The organism is Burkholderia lata, from assembly GCF_902499025.1.
Taxonomy (GTDB): Bacteria; Pseudomonadota; Gammaproteobacteria; order Burkholderiales; family Burkholderiaceae; genus Burkholderia; species Burkholderia lata_C.
On record NZ_CABVPW010000010.1, the window covers coordinates 49,758 to 65,718 of the forward strand.

Consider the following 15,961-nt stretch of genomic DNA (forward strand, 5'->3'; position numbering starts at 1 on the left):
TTCATCGGCGGCGTGACTTTGGTGCGGGTGTGCCGCCGGGAAGTTTCCGCAGGAATGCTTCAGCCAGTTCGACGCAATAGTCAAACGACGGTGTGTAGCCGAGTGTCTGGATGTCGTCGAAGCGTGGCTGTACGAACCCACGATGCTCCTTGAGCAGACGCAGAAACGTATCGCGATGCCGGACGAGGAATGCGCCGGCTGCCATCAGGCTCTCTGGTTCCCGCTCGATGACCAGGCACAGATCGAACAGGTCCCGCGCGGTCGGTCGATCGCCACGGTGCCACATTTTCTTGGCGACGATCTCCGCGGAAGTCTCGACCTTGACGACGTGATCCATCAGCATCCACTCGTCATAGCCGGGAGACGTCAGATTCCGGGAGACCACGAAGTCGATTTCGCCGTCGGGCAGCACGAGCTTCACGAACCCGGCGTGTTCCTCGTAGTTCGTCGCGATATCGGCTGCCGCGTCGCTGATGCGTGGATTCACGTACCCGAGATACTGTGGATCGGGTACGAAGATGTCGACATCCTTGCTGACGCGATGGCCGTGACGCAGCATGAGGACCGTGCCACCACCAAAAGTCCAGAATGGATTCGACGTGCCGTGCTTCCGTATCTCTTCGACCAGCGTTAGCGCGTGACGGAAAAGACCTTGCCATGGGCCGTCGGGCAAGGTGGATGGTGCCGTCATGCCCATACCTCCCGGTACAGATGAAGATCCTTCGACCATGCGGCGAGGTTTTTCCAGATGGTCCGAAGGGGCGTGCCTGAGCGCTCGGCGGCTTCCTCGGCGGCTTTCACCACCACCGGCAGAGGCACTTCGTCGAGGATGACGGAAAACTGCGATTCATATCCCGTCGGAATCCGTCCGGTAGCCAACGCGTCGGCCAGCAGTCGTTCGGTCAATTCACCCTTGTAACTGACGTTGGAACTCACAACGGCCTTGTAGAGACCGTTTTGCGGCTGCCGCGGTAGTGCCAGGAGCTCGATGCCGAGCACGCTGAGCAGCGGAATCAGCTTGTTGACGCCGAGATCCTTGACCTTGCCCGATTCGAGTTGGTTCACGGTGAGGCGAGACAAGCCGGCGAGCTTTGCAAGTTGGGCCTGCGTGAGGTCGAGTTCCGCCCGCCGTTTTGCGACAGCCTGACCAATTTCAAAGAGTTGCATGGCGACCTCCTGGCGTGGGTACGGCGATCTTCGATGTAAGGTATATCTTACATCTTTGAATGGGTTTTCGTCGTCGGAGAATTCCGTCGTGGTCTAGGGCGCATCGCCCTCACCGCTGGACACGCTTGGTCAAGACCGTGATGAGATCACCGGTATAGACATCGTCACCCTACAGATATCCGGAAAAACACGTCCTGTGGCGGGCGTGCGTCGCGCAGGGTGAAACACCTCCAAAGAACGGGAGGAATCCAGTCATACAGCCATACAACAAGCACCACCCCATTTCTCCTCCCTGATTCGAGCCCTCGCCCGCCCTCCACCCACCCCCGTTTCTCCCGCTTGCGCTCAAAAATTGAGCGGTCTAGACTGCAACGCAGTTTCATCGAAGTCCCTGTCTTTCGCGCAACGCTCCCCACCGGACGCCGGCGTTCGCCCGCCGCGTCGAGACTCTCAAGGACATGCCATGAACCGCACTGCAAAGCTCCTCGTTACCGCGCTGGCGTTCGCGCCGCTCGTGTCGTTCGCGCAGGACGCGTCGACGATCCGCTGGGGCATCGACCCCACGTATCCGCCGTTCGAGGCGAAGCAGCCCGACGGCTCGCTCGCCGGCTTCGACATCGACCTGCGCAATGCGATCTGCGAGCAACTGCATGCGAAGTGCGTGTGGGTCGAGCAGGGCTTCGACGGGATGATTCCGGCGCTGCGCGCGCGCAAGTTCGACGTGATCATGTCCGCGATGACGGCCACCGACGAGCGGCTCAAGCAGATCGACTTCTCGAACAAGCTGTATGCGTCGCCGGGTGCGCTCGTCGCGCCGGCCGGTTCGAAGCTGCTGCCGACCGCCGCATCGCTCGCGGGCAAGCGCATCGGGATCGACCAGGGCACGACGCAGGAGGCGTACGCGAAGGCCGAATGGGCGACCAAGGGCGTGACGATCGTCTCGTACCAGAACCAGGACCAGGTGTACCAGGATCTCGTCAACGGCCGCCTCGACGCGACCTTCCAGGACAAGACGCAGGCCGGCTACTCGTTCCTGAAGACGCCGCGCGGCAAGGGCTACGCGTTCGCGGGCCCCGACGTGACCGACGTGCGGATCACCGGCTACGGCGTCGCAATGGGCGTGCGCAAGGGCGACGAAGCGATGAAGAAGCGGCTGAACGACGCGATCGTCGCGATTCGCGCGAACGGCACGTACCAGAAGATCGCCGCCAAATATTTCGACTTTGACATCTACGGCGCGAAGCAGCAGCTGACTTCGGCACCGTGATTCCGTGATTCACTCCATCGACAGGCACATCATGACGAGTCTCCAGGATCGCGTCGCGCAAGCCGTGACGCCCGAACTGATCGCCGCGTTCCGCGAGGAAGGCGCGGTCTGCATCAAGGGCATCTTTTCGCCCGACGAAGTCGCCGCGCTGCGCGCCGGCATCGATACGAATCTCGCACAGCCGAGCGAGCGCGCGAAAGTCGCGAGCCGGCCCGACGATCCGGGCTGGTTCTTCGAGGATTTCTGCAACTGGCAGCACAACGATGCGTATCGCGACTTCATCGTGCGCTCGCCGGCGCCGTCCGTCGCGGCCGCGCTGATGGGCACCGACAACGTGCGGCTGCATCACGACCACCTGCTCGTGAAGGAGCCCGGCACGCGGCAGCGCACGCCGTGGCACCAGGACCAGCCGTACTACAACATCGAAGGCGACGACAACGTCAGCATGTGGATTCCGGTCGATCCGGTGCCGCTCGAATCGACGCTGGAATTCGTCGCGGGCTCGCATCTCGGGCCGTGGCTGATGCCGCGCACGTTCATGGACAAGGAAGCGAAGTGGTTCCCGGAAGGCAGCCTGGCTGACCTGCCCGACATCGAGGGCGATCGCGCGGCGTTTCCGATCCGCCACTGGGCGCTGGAGCCTGGCGACATGGTGTGCTTCCGAATGCTCACGCTGCATGCGTCGGGCGGTACGCAGAATCGCCGCCGCGCGTTCTCGATCCGGTTCGTCGGCGACGATATCCGTCACGCGCCGCGCCGCTGGAAGACGTCGCCCGATTTCCCCGGGCTCGCCGAGCAGCTGCCCGACGGCGCGCCGCTCGATCACCCGCTGTTTCCGGTCGTGTGGTCGCGTGGCGCGGGGCAGGCCGGCGCGATCTGACGCCGGCGGGCGTGCATGACGGACGCGGCGGCCGTTTCCTGACGAAACGGCCGCCGTGCGTTTTTGTACTGGGGGAAAAGGATCAGGTCGGGTGGCGTCCGGCGCCCGGCTTGAAGCGCGAGCCAAGCCGGTAGCGATTGCCCGGATGCAGAAAGTGCACGAACGTGACGGGCTGCCCGTTCGTCCAGGTGCGGCGCGTGAGCGTGAGGCACGGCTCGTCGGCGTGCATGTCGAGCAACCGCGCCTGTTCGCCGGTCGGCAGCGACGCATCGACCACGTGCTCGATTTCCAGTTCGTAGTGCGACACGTTGTTGTACAGGTACTCGGACGGCGGTTCGACCTGGAAATCCTGGTCGATGAAGCCGGGCGCGGCCGCCGGGTTCACGTAACGATCCTCGAGCTGGATCGGGCGGCCGTTTTCCTCGTGCACGCACACCACATGAAACACCGGCGTGTTGACCGGCAGGCCGAACGCGGCCGCGACGTCGAACGACGCGGGTTCGCTCGACTGGCTCAGCACGCGGCAGCGGTATTCGTGCCCGCGCGCGCGGATTTCATCGCGGATGTGCGCGATCATCAGCAGGTTCGATTGAGGCTTCACCTCGGCGACAAAGGTGCCGACGCCCGCGATGCGCTTCAGTACGCCTTCCTCGGTCAGCTCGCGCAGCGCGCGGTTGACCGTCATGCGCGCGACGCCGAACTGCGCGGCGAGGTCGAGCTCGGACGGAATGCGGTCCCCGGGGCGCCAGTCGCCCGATTCGACGTTCTGGCGAACGAGCGTCTTGATCTGCTGGAACGGTGCGGTGGCCTTCGTGACCATCGGGGATCCTTGCGCGAAGAGGTGACGATGCTAGTCGTCGTGACTGACGATGACCAGGATCTCCGCCTGCGCGGTGCCGAGGCTGCGCGTGCGGTGCGGGATGAGTGCGTTGAAATAGACTGAATCGCCGGCCTTGAGTTGCACCGTTTCGTTCGGAAATTCGATTTCGACGCGCCCCTTGTGCACGAACAGGAATTCCTCGCCTTCGTGCTCGCGGAACGTCGATGCGACGAATTCGTGCGGCGGATGCACGACGAACGGCAGCATCTTCTTCGGCGCGACGCCGGCCGCGATGCTTTCGAAGCGGTGCGCTTGGCTGTCGGCCGCCGCGCCCATCGCCGTGCGCTCGCCGGCGCGCGTGACCGTGATCAGCTCGCGGTTGTGGCTTTCCGAGAACAACTGCTCGACATCGACACTCAGGGCCTTCGACAGCTTCAGCGCGACCGCGATCGACGGCACGCTCAGGCCGCGCTCGACTTTCGACAGGTAGCTCTTGGTGAGGCCCGTCTCGTCGGCCAGCACGTCGAGCGTCCAGCCCTTCTGTTTTCTGAGCAGCTTCAGGCGAATCGTCATGGGGCGCCAAGTGTCCTTCGAAAAACCGATTGTAACGCATGACACAAAGTGTCCTGTGGTGTATTGTGTGTCATGTTTCTCCGGGAAAGCGGCCGCGGACGGCGCGACCGACCCGATCCATTCAGGAGGTGAACATGGCGGAAACGCTGAATCTGACGAAGGAGGCGCTGGTCGCGCTGGCGGAGCGGCGTCTGGACCACGCGGTGGGCGACAGCGGCTGGTCCGCGCGGCAGAAGCTCGCGCTCACGTGCCGGATCCTGTTCGATGCCGGTCACGACTCGGGCCTGGCCGGGCAGATCACCTGCCGCGCGGGCGACGCCGGCACGTACTACACGCAGCGGCTCGGGCTCGGTTTCGACGAGATCTCGGCCGCGAACCTGCTGCGCGTCAACGAGGATCTCGATGTCGTCGATGGCGAGGGCATCCCGAATCCGGCCAACCGGTTCCATACGTGGATCTACCGCGAGCGCCCGGACGTGAACTGCATCATCCATACGCATCCGGCGCATGTCGCGGCGCTGTCGATGCTCGAGCAGCCGCTCGTCGTGTCGCACATGGATACCTGCCCGCTGTACGACGATTGCGCGTTCCTGAAGGACTGGCCCGGCGTGCCGGTCGGCAACGAGGAAGGCGAGATCATCTCGAAGGCGCTCGGCAGCAAGCGCGCGATCCTGCTGTCGCATCACGGCCAGCTCGTGGTCGGCAAGACGATCGAGGAAGCGTGCATCCTCGCGCTGCTGATCGAACGGGCCGCGAAGCTGCAGCTGCTCGCGATGTCGGCCGGCGAGATCAAGCCGGTGCCGCCGGCGCTGGCGCGCGAAGCGCACGACTGGATCTCGAAGCCGAAGCGCGATGCGGTGACGTTCGACTACTACGCTCGCCGCGCATTGCGTGCGCATCAGGACTGCGTCGCGTGAATGTGCTCTTCGTTTTCGCGTTGTTCGATCATCATTGAGGAATACCTATCGTGTCCATCCTGTTGAAAGGCATCATTGCCTATCCGGTTACGCCGTTCTCTGCTGACGGCAGCGTCGACCTGAAAGCGCTTGAAGCGCTGATCGAGCGCCTGATTGCCGACGGCGTCCACGCGATCGCGCCGCTGGGGAGTACCGGCGAAAGCGCGTACCTGTCCGACGCCGAATGGGAGGCCGTTGCCACCGCGTCGATTCGCGCGGTGCGCCGGCGCGTGCCGACCGTCGTCGGCATTTCCGATCTCACCACGGCGGGCGCGGTGCGCCGCGCACGCTTCGCCGAACAGGCCGGCGCCGATGCGGTGATGGTGCTGCCGGTGTCGTACTGGAAGCTCGCCAACGACGAGATCGTCGCGCACTATCGCGCGATCGGCGCTGCGATCGGCATTCCGATCATGCTGTACAACAACCCCGCGACGAGCGGCGTCGACATGTCGCCCGACCTGATCGCGACGATCTGCCGGACCGTCGACAACGTGACGATGGTGAAGGAGAGCACGGGCGACATCGGGCGGATGCACCGGCTCGCGCAACTGAGCGACGGCGCGATTCCGTTCTACAACGGCAGCAATCCGATGGCGCTTGCCGCGCTCGCGGCGGGTGCGGCTGGATGGTGCACGGCCGCGCCGAACCTGAATGCGGCGTTGCCGCTCGCGCTGTTCGACGCGATGCGCGCGGGCGACCTCGCGCACGCCAGGACGGTCTTTCATGCGCAGCTGCCGCTGCTGCAGTTCATCGTCAGCGGCGGGTTGCCGGTGACCGTGAAGGCCGGGTTGCGCTTGCGCGGCTTCGATGCGGGCGAACCGAGGAAGCCGCTGATGCCGCTCGGCGACGCGCGCACGCGTGAACTCGAACGCCTGCTCGCGGCGCTGCCGGACGGTGTGACGACATGAGCGACGCAGCACGGCCGGCGATGTCGGCCGCCATCGGCGCGGTGCGGGTCGGCAGGAGCCGGCCGCTGGCCGGCACGCCGCACGCCAGCGCGATCGACAAGCAGGCGGTCGACGCGCGTCTGTGGCTGGGCACGCTCGGCTTTGCCGGCGACGAGCAGGCCGATCCGCGACATCACGGCGGCCCCGACAAGGCGGTCCACCACTATGCGCACGATCACTATGCGTGGTGGTCCGCGCAGATCGGTGCGCGCGACGTGCTCGCGCAACCGGGTGCATTCGGCGAGAACCTGTCGACGCATGGCGTGACCGAGCACGACGTGTGCCTCGGCGACGTGTTCACGCTGGGCGGTGCCGTGCTGCAGGTGTCGCAGTCACGGCAGCCGTGCTGGAAGCTCAACGCGCGTTTCGAGCATCCGCGGATGGCCGCGCTCGTGCAGCAAAGCGGCCGGACGGGCTGGTACTACCGTGTGCTGCGGGAAGGCTGGGTGGCGCCGGGCGACGTGCTGGTGCTGGATCGGCGCGGCTATCCGCAATGGCCGCTGTCGACCGTGCTCGACGTGCTGTACCGGCGCACGCTCGACATGACCGCGCTCGATGCGCTGTGCGACGTCCCGATACTGCCGCCCGGCTGGCGCACGATGCTCGAGAAGCGCCGGACGGAGCGGCAGGTAGAAGACTGGACGAAGCGGCTCGAAGGACGATGACGAGCCGCGTGACCGCGTGACCGCGTGACCTAGTGGCTCGGCAGTTCCCGCACGTCGGCGGTCGGCGCCGAGCCGAACGCGTCGCTCAACGCATAGCCGATCAGCTGTCGCGCGGCCGCTTCGGGCGTCGCGAGCGCGCCGCTCGACTTCAGCTGGTCGAATTTCTCGCGCATCGGGAAGTTGTCTTCGCTGGTCGAGCGGATCGTCGCCTGCATGCCCGTATCGACGACGCCCGGCGCGACGCTGCAGATCCGCATTGCGCGGTTCGCGTCGAGCGCGACCGCACGTGCATGATGATCGAGCGCGGCCTTGGTCGCGCAGTAGATGCTCCAGCCTGCATAAGCATTGCGCGCGGCGCCGCTCGACACGTGCAGGATTCGGCATTCGGTCGTGGCGGATACCGCCTGCGCGAGCGCGGCCGACAGCATCAGCGGCGCCGCGACGTTCACGCCGACCGCGCGCGCGACGATCGCCGGATCCTGCGCGGCGAGCGGGCCGATCGGATCGACGATGCCCGCGTTGTTGAACAGCAGCACGATCGATGCGCCGTCGACGAAGCGGCGCAGCGTGTCGCCGGCCAGCCAGGCCGCGACGGCCGACGGGTCCGACAGGTCGAGTTCGACTTCGGCGAAACGGTCGCCGGCTTGCGACGCGAGCGACGGATGACGGCTGCGCGACACGCCGAGTACGGCGACGCCTTCCAGCAGCAGTTGTTCGGCGAGCGACGCGCCGAGGCCGCGCGTGTGTCCGGTGACGATGGCGCGCACGTGCGGTGCGGAAGAGGATGCGGTCATGGCGGTGAACGGGTCGAAGGGGTGAACGGGATGAGCGGCGTCGACGAGCGGTGCGCATGCGTGGCGGCATGGCGTGCGGGACGGGCGATGCGTGGTGTTGCGTGCGAAGGCGGTCGCGCGGCGCCGCGGACGTCGGGGTGACGCATATCGTAGCGCCCGCATGCGCGTCGCGCAAACGCGGCCGGGAGTAAGGAGGCGGAATCCGCCGCGCGGCACCGGCCGGCCGATACGTTGGACGAAAGCCGGCTGCGGCAAGTGCGCGCGTCGGCACGCGGTGCGGCGCCCGGCCACGCGACGCGAGCTATCATATGGCTCGCCCGTGCGCGATGCCGGACGGGCCGCGACGGTTTCCCTTCACCTGCTGCACGCTGCGACACCACTCATGAACACCACGCCGGATACGCCCACGCCACGCGCCCTTCGCGAACTCACGCCCCTCGAGGCCCGCATTCTCGGTGTGCTCGTCGAGAAACAGCACACGGTGCCGGACACCTATCCGCTGTCGCTGAATGCGCTGACCGCGGGCTGCAACCAGAAAACCGCGCGCTCGCCGGTGATGAGTGTCAGCGAGGACGAAGTCACGACCGCGCTCGACGGGCTGAAGCATCTGAGCCTCGTGATGGAAGGCAGCAGCAGTCGCGTGCCGCGTTTCGAACACAACGCGAACCGCGTGCTCGGCATCCCGAGCCAGGCGATCGCGCTGCTGACGATCCTGCTGCTGCGCGGCCCGCAGACGGCCGCCGAGCTGCGCCTGAACAGCGCACGCCTGCACGGCTTCGCGGACATCTCGTCGGTCGAGGCGTTCCTCGACGAACTGGCGGCGCGCACGCAGCCGCTCGTCGTCCGGCTGCCGCGTGCACCGGGTGCGCGCGAGAACCGCTGGATGCACCTGATGTGCGGCGAAGTGAACCTGGCCGACTACGCGAGCGCGGATGCCGGCGGCGCGGATTCCGTGCCGCCTTCCGAGTTCGAAGCGCTGAAGGCCGAACAGAAGCGCCTCGCGGATGAGGTCGCGCGGCTGAATGCGCTGGTTCTGCGGATGGCCGGCGAGCTGGGCATCGACGTCGACACGCAAGGCGACGCGTCCTGACGTCAATAGCGGCGGCGCATGTGCATCGCCCGGCCCCGTCGCCACGTGGCCGGTCCGGCGCGCGGTGCCGATACCGCCCGCACCGCCGCGTTACTTCAGCTTGACACCCGGTACGAGATAACGCGCGCCGTCGGGCTTCAGGATCGGCGCGAGCGCCGCAAACGGCACATCGAGTTGCGGCCCGAGACAAGCGCCCGCCGCATGACCGATTCCGGATACGACGAATGACAGCTTGCCGGGTGCATCGAGTTCGAACGCCAGATACTCGGGGAACACGTCGGCGCACGACAGCGAATTGCCTTCGCCGTTCGTCACTTGTTCACTCTGTGTTGCCTTGTCGCGCAATCGCGTAATGAAACTCTCCAGCGCGGGGCTCGTTCCCGGGTCACCGTCCTTGCCCGCCGTAGTCGCGTCGATCACGCGATTCCAGTCGAGGTACGTACCACGCAGCAGGTCGAACGTGACCGGTTCGTAGTGATTGTTCGGATGGGCGCCACCACAGTACGTACTGCCCGATTCGACGATGCCGAGCGCCGCAGGCGACAGCCACGTGACCGTCACGTGTTCGTCGTCGTAGTCACCGAGCGAACCGGCGGCCGGCCCGTCGTCGGTGTAGCGGGTCGACGCGCATGCGAGCGCGGCGAGATTCATCCGCCAATGCTGCTGCTCGAGCAGGCGGTTGACCCCTGCCATGACCACCGGATCGGGATGGCGGCTCAGCCGCGGATACATGAGCTTCGTGCGCGGGTCGCGCCACATCCGGTACGCGACGGTGCCGCTTCCGATCTCGGGGCCGGCCGGCTGCGCGTGCCCGGCGAGCTTCAGCGTTGCATAAGGCGCCTGCCGCATGTCGATGGCCACGCCGCTTGCGATACCGCTGCCGACGCCGCCGGCGATGCGGTCGGTGATGGCTTCGACGGAGCTGCGCGCAACCGCGTCGGGATCGTATTCAGCGATGCGTCGCAGCGTGAAGCCGCGCGTCTTGCCGGTGCGCGCGTCGGTCCACTGGCCGCGATAGCCGTCCTTGTCCTGCGTGCCGCGCCAGGTTGCCGCTGGATGGTCGAAGTCGGCCTCGCCGCTGTCTCGCGTCATGTTGCGTACATCGTCCGGCAAAGCGCTTCGATCGAGCGGCTCGACGAGCTGCGCGGGCTTGCCGTGCAGCGGAATATCGATGCCGTACTGCGTATAGAAATAGCGGCCCGAGATCGTGCCATCCGCAGCCGGGCGATTGTCGAGTTCCATCACGACGGCGCCGGCGCCTTGCAGCGTTCCTTCGTAGACCGTGCGCGGTGCGGCATCCGCGAAGCCCGCGCGTAGCGCGATCAGCGCCAGCACAATCCGGATCAGCGGGCGCATCACCAGCGGCACCCGGTTGATTCGGATGCGTCGACGTCCAGTACTCTGCCGAACGCGGTCTGCTTGCCGGTGCGCGCGCTGGTATAGGTCATCGAATAGATCATCGCGCCCTGCGACATCATTTCGTACCGCCCGTTGATCCTGCCGTCGACCATTTCGACCCAGGTCGTCGTGAACTGGTGCGGGCGGCCCTCGGCGAGCACTTCTTCGTCAACGTGCTCGACCACCAGCGGCAGGGCTGTTTTCGCTTTCGCATAGCGGACCATGCCGCACGACCAATCGACGGCATCGTCGTAGTAGGTGCGCATCTCGAAGCGCACGGGTTTGTCGCCGTCCGATTTGAAGCAGTACACCTCGGTGGAGACCTTGGCGAACGCGGGCAGCGACGCGCAGAGCAACAGGGCGGCAAGGGCTATTTTCATGATGGGCCGGTGAGGAATGAAGTGCGGCATCAACCGAGCACGATGCGCGTGGCGCCCGCATCGACGAGCCGGAACAGCAGATCCTCGACGGCCGTCTCGGGCGCGGAACCGAGATCCGCATTGACGCGCCACCCCTGTTCCGTGCGAACCGGTTCCGACAGGTAGTGAACGATCCCGTGCAGGCCGTCTTCGGCCGGCGTGTTCTCGTCGTCCACATCGAACCACGCGAAGAACCACGTCTTGAACGCATCGGCCGCCGCGCTTTCGTCGAGACCGTCGGCCTCGATCGTGGCCCAGTCCCACACGAACGGACGGATCGACACGGCTGCCGTTTCGAGGTTGAACGCCAACGGCTCGAACGCCAGCTGCGTGGCGGAATCGACCATCGTCGGCTGGCCCGCCGATTCACCTTCGGTCGCGATGAGGTCGGCCCGGCACGGCAGCGCGAGCGGCCCTTCGGTGGCGAGCGTGCCGTCGGCACGGCGGTAGGCCGGCTCGACGATCACGGCCGGTTGTGCAGCCGCTTTCGCGAGCAGGTCGACATACGGTTGGCGGATGGCGCGGAGAAGTTCGGAGACGGTCATCGTGGCGTGTCGGTTGGGCAGGGAACGATCGGTTACGAACCGGCAGTGTGCGGCGCGGCGACATCGCACGACGCGGCCGTTCAGGTACCGGACAGCCGTGATCGTACGGCACTTCGGCAAAACGCGAACAGTCGGCCGAACGGCCGGTGCGCCCCACATCGCGCGGCGTCCGGTTTAGACGTTTACCTTCAAACAATGGAAAACGCCCTTCGATCGCGTGCGCGTTGTGCTTCAATGAATCCGGTTTGTACTCCTACTAAAATTACAGATTCAGAACGAGCCGGATTACTCATTCATAGGAGACAGTCGATGGCTTGGAACCGGTTTTGAAGCAGCACACAAGATGGTCTGCAACACCGCGAACTTCCTTCGATGAAAGCAGGTTATCCCAGGGGCCCCAACCATGTCCTCCAGAGGTTTCATGATGGCCGCGGCGGCCGTATCCGCCACGCTGGCCATCGCCGCACTGCCGGCCAGCGCCGCCGCGCCGACCGTATCCGACCCGTTCTACACGTACACCGGCACCACGCCATTGGCGTCGATTCCACCTGGCACGGTGCTCAAGACGCGCAACGTCACCTACCACGTGGCCGGCATCCCCACCGCGCTGACCGCGCAGCAGTTGCTGTATCGCACCCAGAACGCGCTGAACCAGCCGGTCGTCAACGTGACGTCCGTGATCCGGAGCCAGGTCAGCAACGGCCAGGCGATCTCGTACCAGTCGGCCTACGATTCGCTGAACCCGTACGACGAGCCGTCGCAGGTGATCGCCGGCGACCGCGACGTCACCAAGGTCATCAACATCGGCACGTTGCTCTACAGCGCGGAATCGATCCCGCTGTCGACGCTGCTGCTGCTGGGCTACAACGTCATCGTGCCCGATACGGAAGGGCAGACGGCCGACTTCGCTGCCGGCCCCGAATACGGGATGACGACGCTCGATTCGATCCGCGCGGCGCTCAATACGCCGTCGACGGGCCTGAATCCGTCGAGCAAGGTCGCGATGATCGGCTATTCCGGCGGCGCGATCGCGACGAACTGGGCCGCGCAGCTCGCGCCGAGCTATGCGCCCGAGATCAACAAGCAGCTCGTCGGCGCGGCGGAAGGCGGCGTGCTGGTCGACCCCGCGCACAACCTGCGCTATGTGGACGGCAGCATCGTGTGGGGCGGCGTGGCCGCGGCTGCGCTGGCCGGGCTGTCGCGCGGCTACGGCTTCGACCTGACGCCCTATCTCAGCGATACCGGCGTCGCCGTGTTCAAGGACATCCAGAGCCAGTCGCTCGCGTACATCCTGCCGAAGTACACGGGGCTGCACTGGGGCACGCTGTTCAAGCCGCAATACGCGAACGACATCAACAGCATTCCCGTGTACGTGACGTATGCGAACAAGGTGAATGCCGGGCTTGCCGCATCGCCGACGATCCCGATGTTCATCGGCCAGGGCACGGCCGGCGCGCTGGACGGTACCTTCAGCAGCCAGGTGGGCGACGGCGTGATGATGGCGTACGACGTGCGCGCGCTGGCGCAGAAGTTCTGCGCCAGCGGCACGCCGGTCACGTACAACGAGTATCCGCTCGAACATGCGGGCGCGATCGTGCCGTGGGTGGCCGGCATGCTGCCGTGGCTCTACGACCGTTTCAACGGGAAAGCCGCACCGAGCAACTGCTGGCTGACGTCGCTGCTGCCGAGCAATTCGCTGGCGCCCGAGACGCTGCACTAGCCGCAACGCCGCACGTGATGCGGCGCATCGCCGGGCGACCCTCCACGGGTCGCCTTTTTCTTTTCGTCTGCTGATCTCCGTCGCGCTGCCGCCCTGCAGCCGCACCCGTTCCCCCGCCGCAACCCGCCACCGTCCCGCCCGGGTGCCATAATCGAGCCTGCCCATCATTCCAGACGTCCCCCCGGAGAATCACCATGCAGAACCTCGACAATCCTTCCCATGATCGCGAGGTAGGCAGCGCCGACGCGACGCAGGACACCACGCGCATCGACGACGTCCGCATCGGCGCTGTGCGCCCGCTGATTTCGCCGGCACTGCTGCTGGACGAACTGCCGGTGCCGGCCGCCACGCAGACGCTCGTCGAGGACACGCGCCGCGCGATCGGCGACATCCTGCACGGCCGCGACGACCGGTTGCTGCTCGTCGTCGGCCCGTGCTCGATCCACGATCACGACCAGGCGCTCGATTACGCGCACCGCCTGAAGGTGGCCGCCGATGCGCTGAAGGACGACCTGCTGATCACGATGCGCGTCTACTTCGAGAAGCCGCGCACGACGGTCGGCTGGAAGGGCTACATCAACGATCCGCGTCTCGACGGCAGTTTCCGCATCAACGAAGGGCTGCGCGCCGCGCGGCAACTGCTGCTCGACATCAATGCGCTGGGCCTGCCGGCGTCGACCGAATTCCTCGACCTCCTGAGCCCGCAGTACATCGCCGACCTGATCGCGTGGGGCGCGATCGGTGCGCGCACGACCGAGAGCCAGAGCCATCGCCAGCTCGCGTCGGGCCTGAGCTGCCCGATCGGCTTCAAGAACGGCACCGACGGCGGCGTGCAGGTCGCGTCCGACGCGATCGTCGCTGCGGCCGCGAGCCATGCGTTCATGGGGATGACGAAGATGGGGATGGCCGCGATCTTCGAGACGCGCGGCAACGACGACGCGCACGTGATCCTGCGCGGCGGCAAGAACGGGCCGAACTACGACGCCGAGCATGTCGAGGCGAGCTGCGCGGTGCTGCGCAAGGCCGGCTTGCGCGAACAGGTGATGGTCGATTGCTCGCACGCGAATTCGAACAAGTCGCACGACCGCCAGATCGACGTCGCGCAGGATCTCGCGCGGCAACTGTCGCAGGGCGAGCAGCGGATCGTCGGCGTGATGGTCGAGAGCCATCTCGAGGCCGGGCGCCAGGACCTGAAGCCGGGCGTGCCGCTGAAGTACGGCGTGTCGATCACCGATGCGTGCCTGAGCTGGACGCAGACGGAGCCCGTGCTCGACGTGCTGGCGGAGGCGGTGCGGCAACGGCGCGCGCAGTCGCGCAACGCGTGAGGTAACGGCGGCGGGTTAGCGCCCGCCGTCGTCATATGCGGTACGCCAACGACGATTGGCGCCGAGTCAGTTGTTTCATCCCGTCGGATGCGCGCTCGCCCGCGTTTTCAACGTCACATCGCGCGCCGGCGTCCTGCCCGCGCGTCTTCCCATCTCGATTGCCCGGTAGTACCGGTCGGTGTTTCGTGAGCCGCTCCGTTCGGAAACGTTTCGCGAGCGTGTTTTCCTGTCGCTCGTCGCGTTCCGTTTCACTATGCGGATCGCGGGTATTGGGGCCTTTATAGTCGAAATAGCCCTGCTGATTGGTGCAGAAGCATCAACTTTAGGACAATTCCTATATTCCGTGCCCATCTGTTTAGTCAGAATCCTAATCAAGCAATGCGTTGCGATAGCCGGTGTGCCTGACACGGCGCCGGATAGGCAAAGCGCTGGAGATTCCGCGGTCGCCTGAATGATCGGGCTGCTTGCAGCCCGCATCGACGAAGGGCTTCATGACAAGTCGCCTGGAATCTGACTCGAGCGAGGTTTGACTGCTCGCGAATGCGCGAAATGGATTCTATATCGATAAGTTATGCAAATTATTTTTGACAAGAAATACCGCCCGCACCGGATGTCGCTGGCCGCAATCGCGATGTCGCTTGCCTCGTCGATCGCCAGCGCGAACATGCTGGTCTATCCGATGGCGGCGTCGATCGGGGCTGGCAAGGAGTCGGCTGCGGAGCTGCGCATCTATTCGAAATCCGATGCGACTCAATACGTGAAGGCGATCGCGAAGCGCGTGATCGATCCGGCGACGGATCACGAGCGCGAGGAAGCCGGCATGAACTCCGGCGACGACGCGATCGTGATCTCGCCGGCCAAGTTCGCGTTGCCGGCCGGTGGCACGCGGCTCGTGCGGGTGATCCCGCTGGGCGTACCGCAGAAGGAGGCGCTGTATCGCGTCTATCTGCAGCCCGCGGCGGCGCCGTCAGACGACGAATCCGGCGCACCGGGTGATGTCTCCGGCAAGGTCAACTTCAGCCTCGTCTGGGCGCCGCTCATCCGTGTGCTGCCGAAGACGGTCGTGCCTGATTTCAACGTGTCGAACGGCGCACTGGTCAATACCGGCAACGTCCGGATCGGCTTGCTCGAAGCCGGCGCGTGCCAGTCCGAGCAGGACGAAGCATCGTGCGAGTGGAAAAAATTTGATCGCAGCGTTTACCCGGACCAGCAATTCACGCTGAAGGGGCTGCGTGCCGCACCTTATGTGCGAATCCGATATCGAGTAGGGGGAATGGCAGACGTACAGCAGAAGGTTGTGCGTGCGCATTCCGTCGACGCGATGAACGCGCCGAGCGCAAATAACGAGACCCAGGCGGGTCACACCATTGTTTCAACCAACCAGAAGGACTAACC

General features: G+C 65.5%; 18 protein-coding genes. 9 read left to right on the top strand and 9 right to left on the bottom strand.

The features are described from left to right. Position 1: 1 nt before the first annotated feature. Both BDI24065_RS12115 and BDI24065_RS12120 read right to left on the bottom strand, forming a co-directional pair. Positions 2-691: a nucleotidyl transferase AbiEii/AbiGii toxin family protein gene (locus tag BDI24065_RS12115; RefSeq protein WP_175031461.1), complete on the bottom strand. Its 690-nt coding sequence runs from the start codon at positions 689-691 to the stop codon at positions 2-4. Beyond that, positions 688-1,167, bottom strand: coding sequence for a helix-turn-helix domain-containing protein (locus BDI24065_RS12120; RefSeq protein WP_175031462.1), 480 nt, complete (start codon positions 1,165-1,167; stop codon positions 688-690). Before BDI24065_RS12120 ends, BDI24065_RS12115 begins: the two co-directional genes overlap by 4 nt. A 463-nt stretch (positions 1,168-1,630) precedes the next feature. Between BDI24065_RS12120 and BDI24065_RS12125 the strand changes: the two genes are divergently transcribed. Together BDI24065_RS12125 and BDI24065_RS12130 are read left to right on the top strand one after the other, a co-directional pair. Beyond that, on the top strand, positions 1,631-2,434 hold the full coding sequence (locus BDI24065_RS12125) for an ABC transporter substrate-binding protein (RefSeq protein ID WP_122948314.1): 804 nt from the start codon (positions 1,631-1,633) through the stop codon (positions 2,432-2,434). A gap of 31 nt (positions 2,435-2,465) precedes the next feature. Next, entirely contained in the window at positions 2,466-3,314 is an 849-nt protein-coding gene (locus BDI24065_RS12130; protein ID WP_175031463.1) for a phytanoyl-CoA dioxygenase family protein, read from the top strand. An 82-nt stretch (positions 3,315-3,396) separates the two neighbouring features. On the opposite strand, the gene hutC is transcribed toward BDI24065_RS12130, so the two are convergent. Together hutC and BDI24065_RS12140 are read right to left on the bottom strand one after the other, a co-directional pair. Further along, positions 3,397-4,134, bottom strand: coding sequence for a histidine utilization repressor (gene hutC / locus BDI24065_RS12135; protein WP_175031464.1), 738 nt, complete (start codon positions 4,132-4,134; stop codon positions 3,397-3,399). Positions 4,135-4,164: 30 nt separating this feature from the next. Continuing rightward, entirely contained in the window at positions 4,165-4,707 is a 543-nt protein-coding gene (locus tag BDI24065_RS12140) for a helix-turn-helix domain-containing protein (protein ID WP_175031465.1), read from the bottom strand. Between the two features lie 134 nt (positions 4,708-4,841). Between BDI24065_RS12140 and BDI24065_RS12145 the strand changes: the two genes are divergently transcribed. Genes BDI24065_RS12145 through BDI24065_RS12155 form a run of 3 tightly spaced genes read left to right on the top strand, consistent with a single transcriptional unit; the run spans position 4,842 to position 7,275 of the window. Further along, positions 4,842-5,624 carry an aldolase gene (locus BDI24065_RS12145; protein ID WP_175031466.1) on the top strand — a complete coding sequence of 261 codons (783 nt, stop codon included), beginning with the start codon at positions 4,842-4,844 and terminating at the stop codon, positions 5,622-5,624. 50 nt (positions 5,625-5,674) lie between these two features. After that, positions 5,675-6,571: a dihydrodipicolinate synthase family protein gene (locus BDI24065_RS12150; protein WP_175031467.1), complete on the top strand. Its 897-nt coding sequence runs from the start codon at positions 5,675-5,677 to the stop codon at positions 6,569-6,571. Beyond that, the gene (locus tag BDI24065_RS12155; RefSeq protein ID WP_175031468.1) at positions 6,568-7,275 is read left to right on the top strand and encodes an MOSC domain-containing protein; all 708 of its coding nucleotides are present in this window, start codon (positions 6,568-6,570) and stop codon (positions 7,273-7,275) included. Before BDI24065_RS12150 ends, BDI24065_RS12155 begins: the two co-directional genes overlap by 4 nt. A gap of 29 nt (positions 7,276-7,304) precedes the next feature. Here BDI24065_RS12155 and BDI24065_RS12160 read toward each other — a convergent pair whose 3' ends face one another. Next, a complete protein-coding gene (locus BDI24065_RS12160) occupies positions 7,305-8,069 on the bottom strand; it encodes an SDR family oxidoreductase (protein ID WP_175031469.1) in 765 nt (254 codons plus the stop codon). Between the two features lie 382 nt (positions 8,070-8,451). Here BDI24065_RS12160 and BDI24065_RS12165 point away from each other — a divergent pair, with 382 nt between their 5' ends. After that, positions 8,452-9,159, top strand: a complete 708-nt coding sequence (locus BDI24065_RS12165) for a YceH family protein (RefSeq protein WP_175031470.1) — start codon at positions 8,452-8,454, stop codon at positions 9,157-9,159. A gap of 90 nt (positions 9,160-9,249) precedes the next feature. On the opposite strand, the gene BDI24065_RS12170 is transcribed toward BDI24065_RS12165, so the two are convergent. The 3 genes from BDI24065_RS12170 to BDI24065_RS12180 are packed head-to-tail and all read right to left on the bottom strand — an operon-like array spanning position 9,250 to position 11,521. Beyond that, the gene (locus tag BDI24065_RS12170; RefSeq protein ID WP_175031471.1) at positions 9,250-10,515 is read right to left on the bottom strand and encodes a hypothetical protein; all 1,266 of its coding nucleotides are present in this window, start codon (positions 10,513-10,515) and stop codon (positions 9,250-9,252) included. Beyond that, on the bottom strand, positions 10,515-10,967 hold the full coding sequence (locus tag BDI24065_RS12175) for a hypothetical protein (protein WP_254609741.1): 453 nt from the start codon (positions 10,965-10,967) through the stop codon (positions 10,515-10,517). The genes BDI24065_RS12170 and BDI24065_RS12175 overlap by 1 nt, the downstream gene beginning before the upstream one ends. Then, complete coding sequence (locus BDI24065_RS12180) at positions 10,967-11,521, bottom strand: hypothetical protein (protein ID WP_175031472.1); 555 nt, start codon at positions 11,519-11,521, stop codon at positions 10,967-10,969. Before BDI24065_RS12180 ends, BDI24065_RS12175 begins: the two co-directional genes overlap by 1 nt. A gap of 403 nt (positions 11,522-11,924) precedes the next feature. Here BDI24065_RS12180 and BDI24065_RS12185 point away from each other — a divergent pair, with 403 nt between their 5' ends. Both BDI24065_RS12185 and BDI24065_RS12190 read left to right on the top strand, forming a co-directional pair. Then, the gene (locus BDI24065_RS12185) at positions 11,925-13,241 is read left to right on the top strand and encodes a lipase family protein (protein WP_175031473.1); all 1,317 of its coding nucleotides are present in this window, start codon (positions 11,925-11,927) and stop codon (positions 13,239-13,241) included. A 194-nt stretch (positions 13,242-13,435) separates the two neighbouring features. Then, entirely contained in the window at positions 13,436-14,566 is a 1,131-nt protein-coding gene (locus BDI24065_RS12190; RefSeq protein WP_254609742.1) for a 3-deoxy-7-phosphoheptulonate synthase, read from the top strand. Positions 14,567-14,933: 367 nt separating this feature from the next. Here the strand turns inward: BDI24065_RS12190 and BDI24065_RS41370 are convergent, their stop codons facing one another. Then, the gene (locus BDI24065_RS41370; RefSeq protein ID WP_302479458.1) at positions 14,934-15,059 is read right to left on the bottom strand and encodes a hypothetical protein; all 126 of its coding nucleotides are present in this window, start codon (positions 15,057-15,059) and stop codon (positions 14,934-14,936) included. Positions 15,060-15,137: 78 nt separating this feature from the next. On the opposite strand from BDI24065_RS41370, the gene cblB reads away from it, so the two are divergent. Next, on the top strand, positions 15,138-15,959 hold the full coding sequence (cblB, locus tag BDI24065_RS12195; protein WP_175031474.1) for a cable pilus chaperone CblB: 822 nt from the start codon (positions 15,138-15,140) through the stop codon (positions 15,957-15,959). The last annotated feature ends 2 nt before the right edge of the window (positions 15,960-15,961 follow it).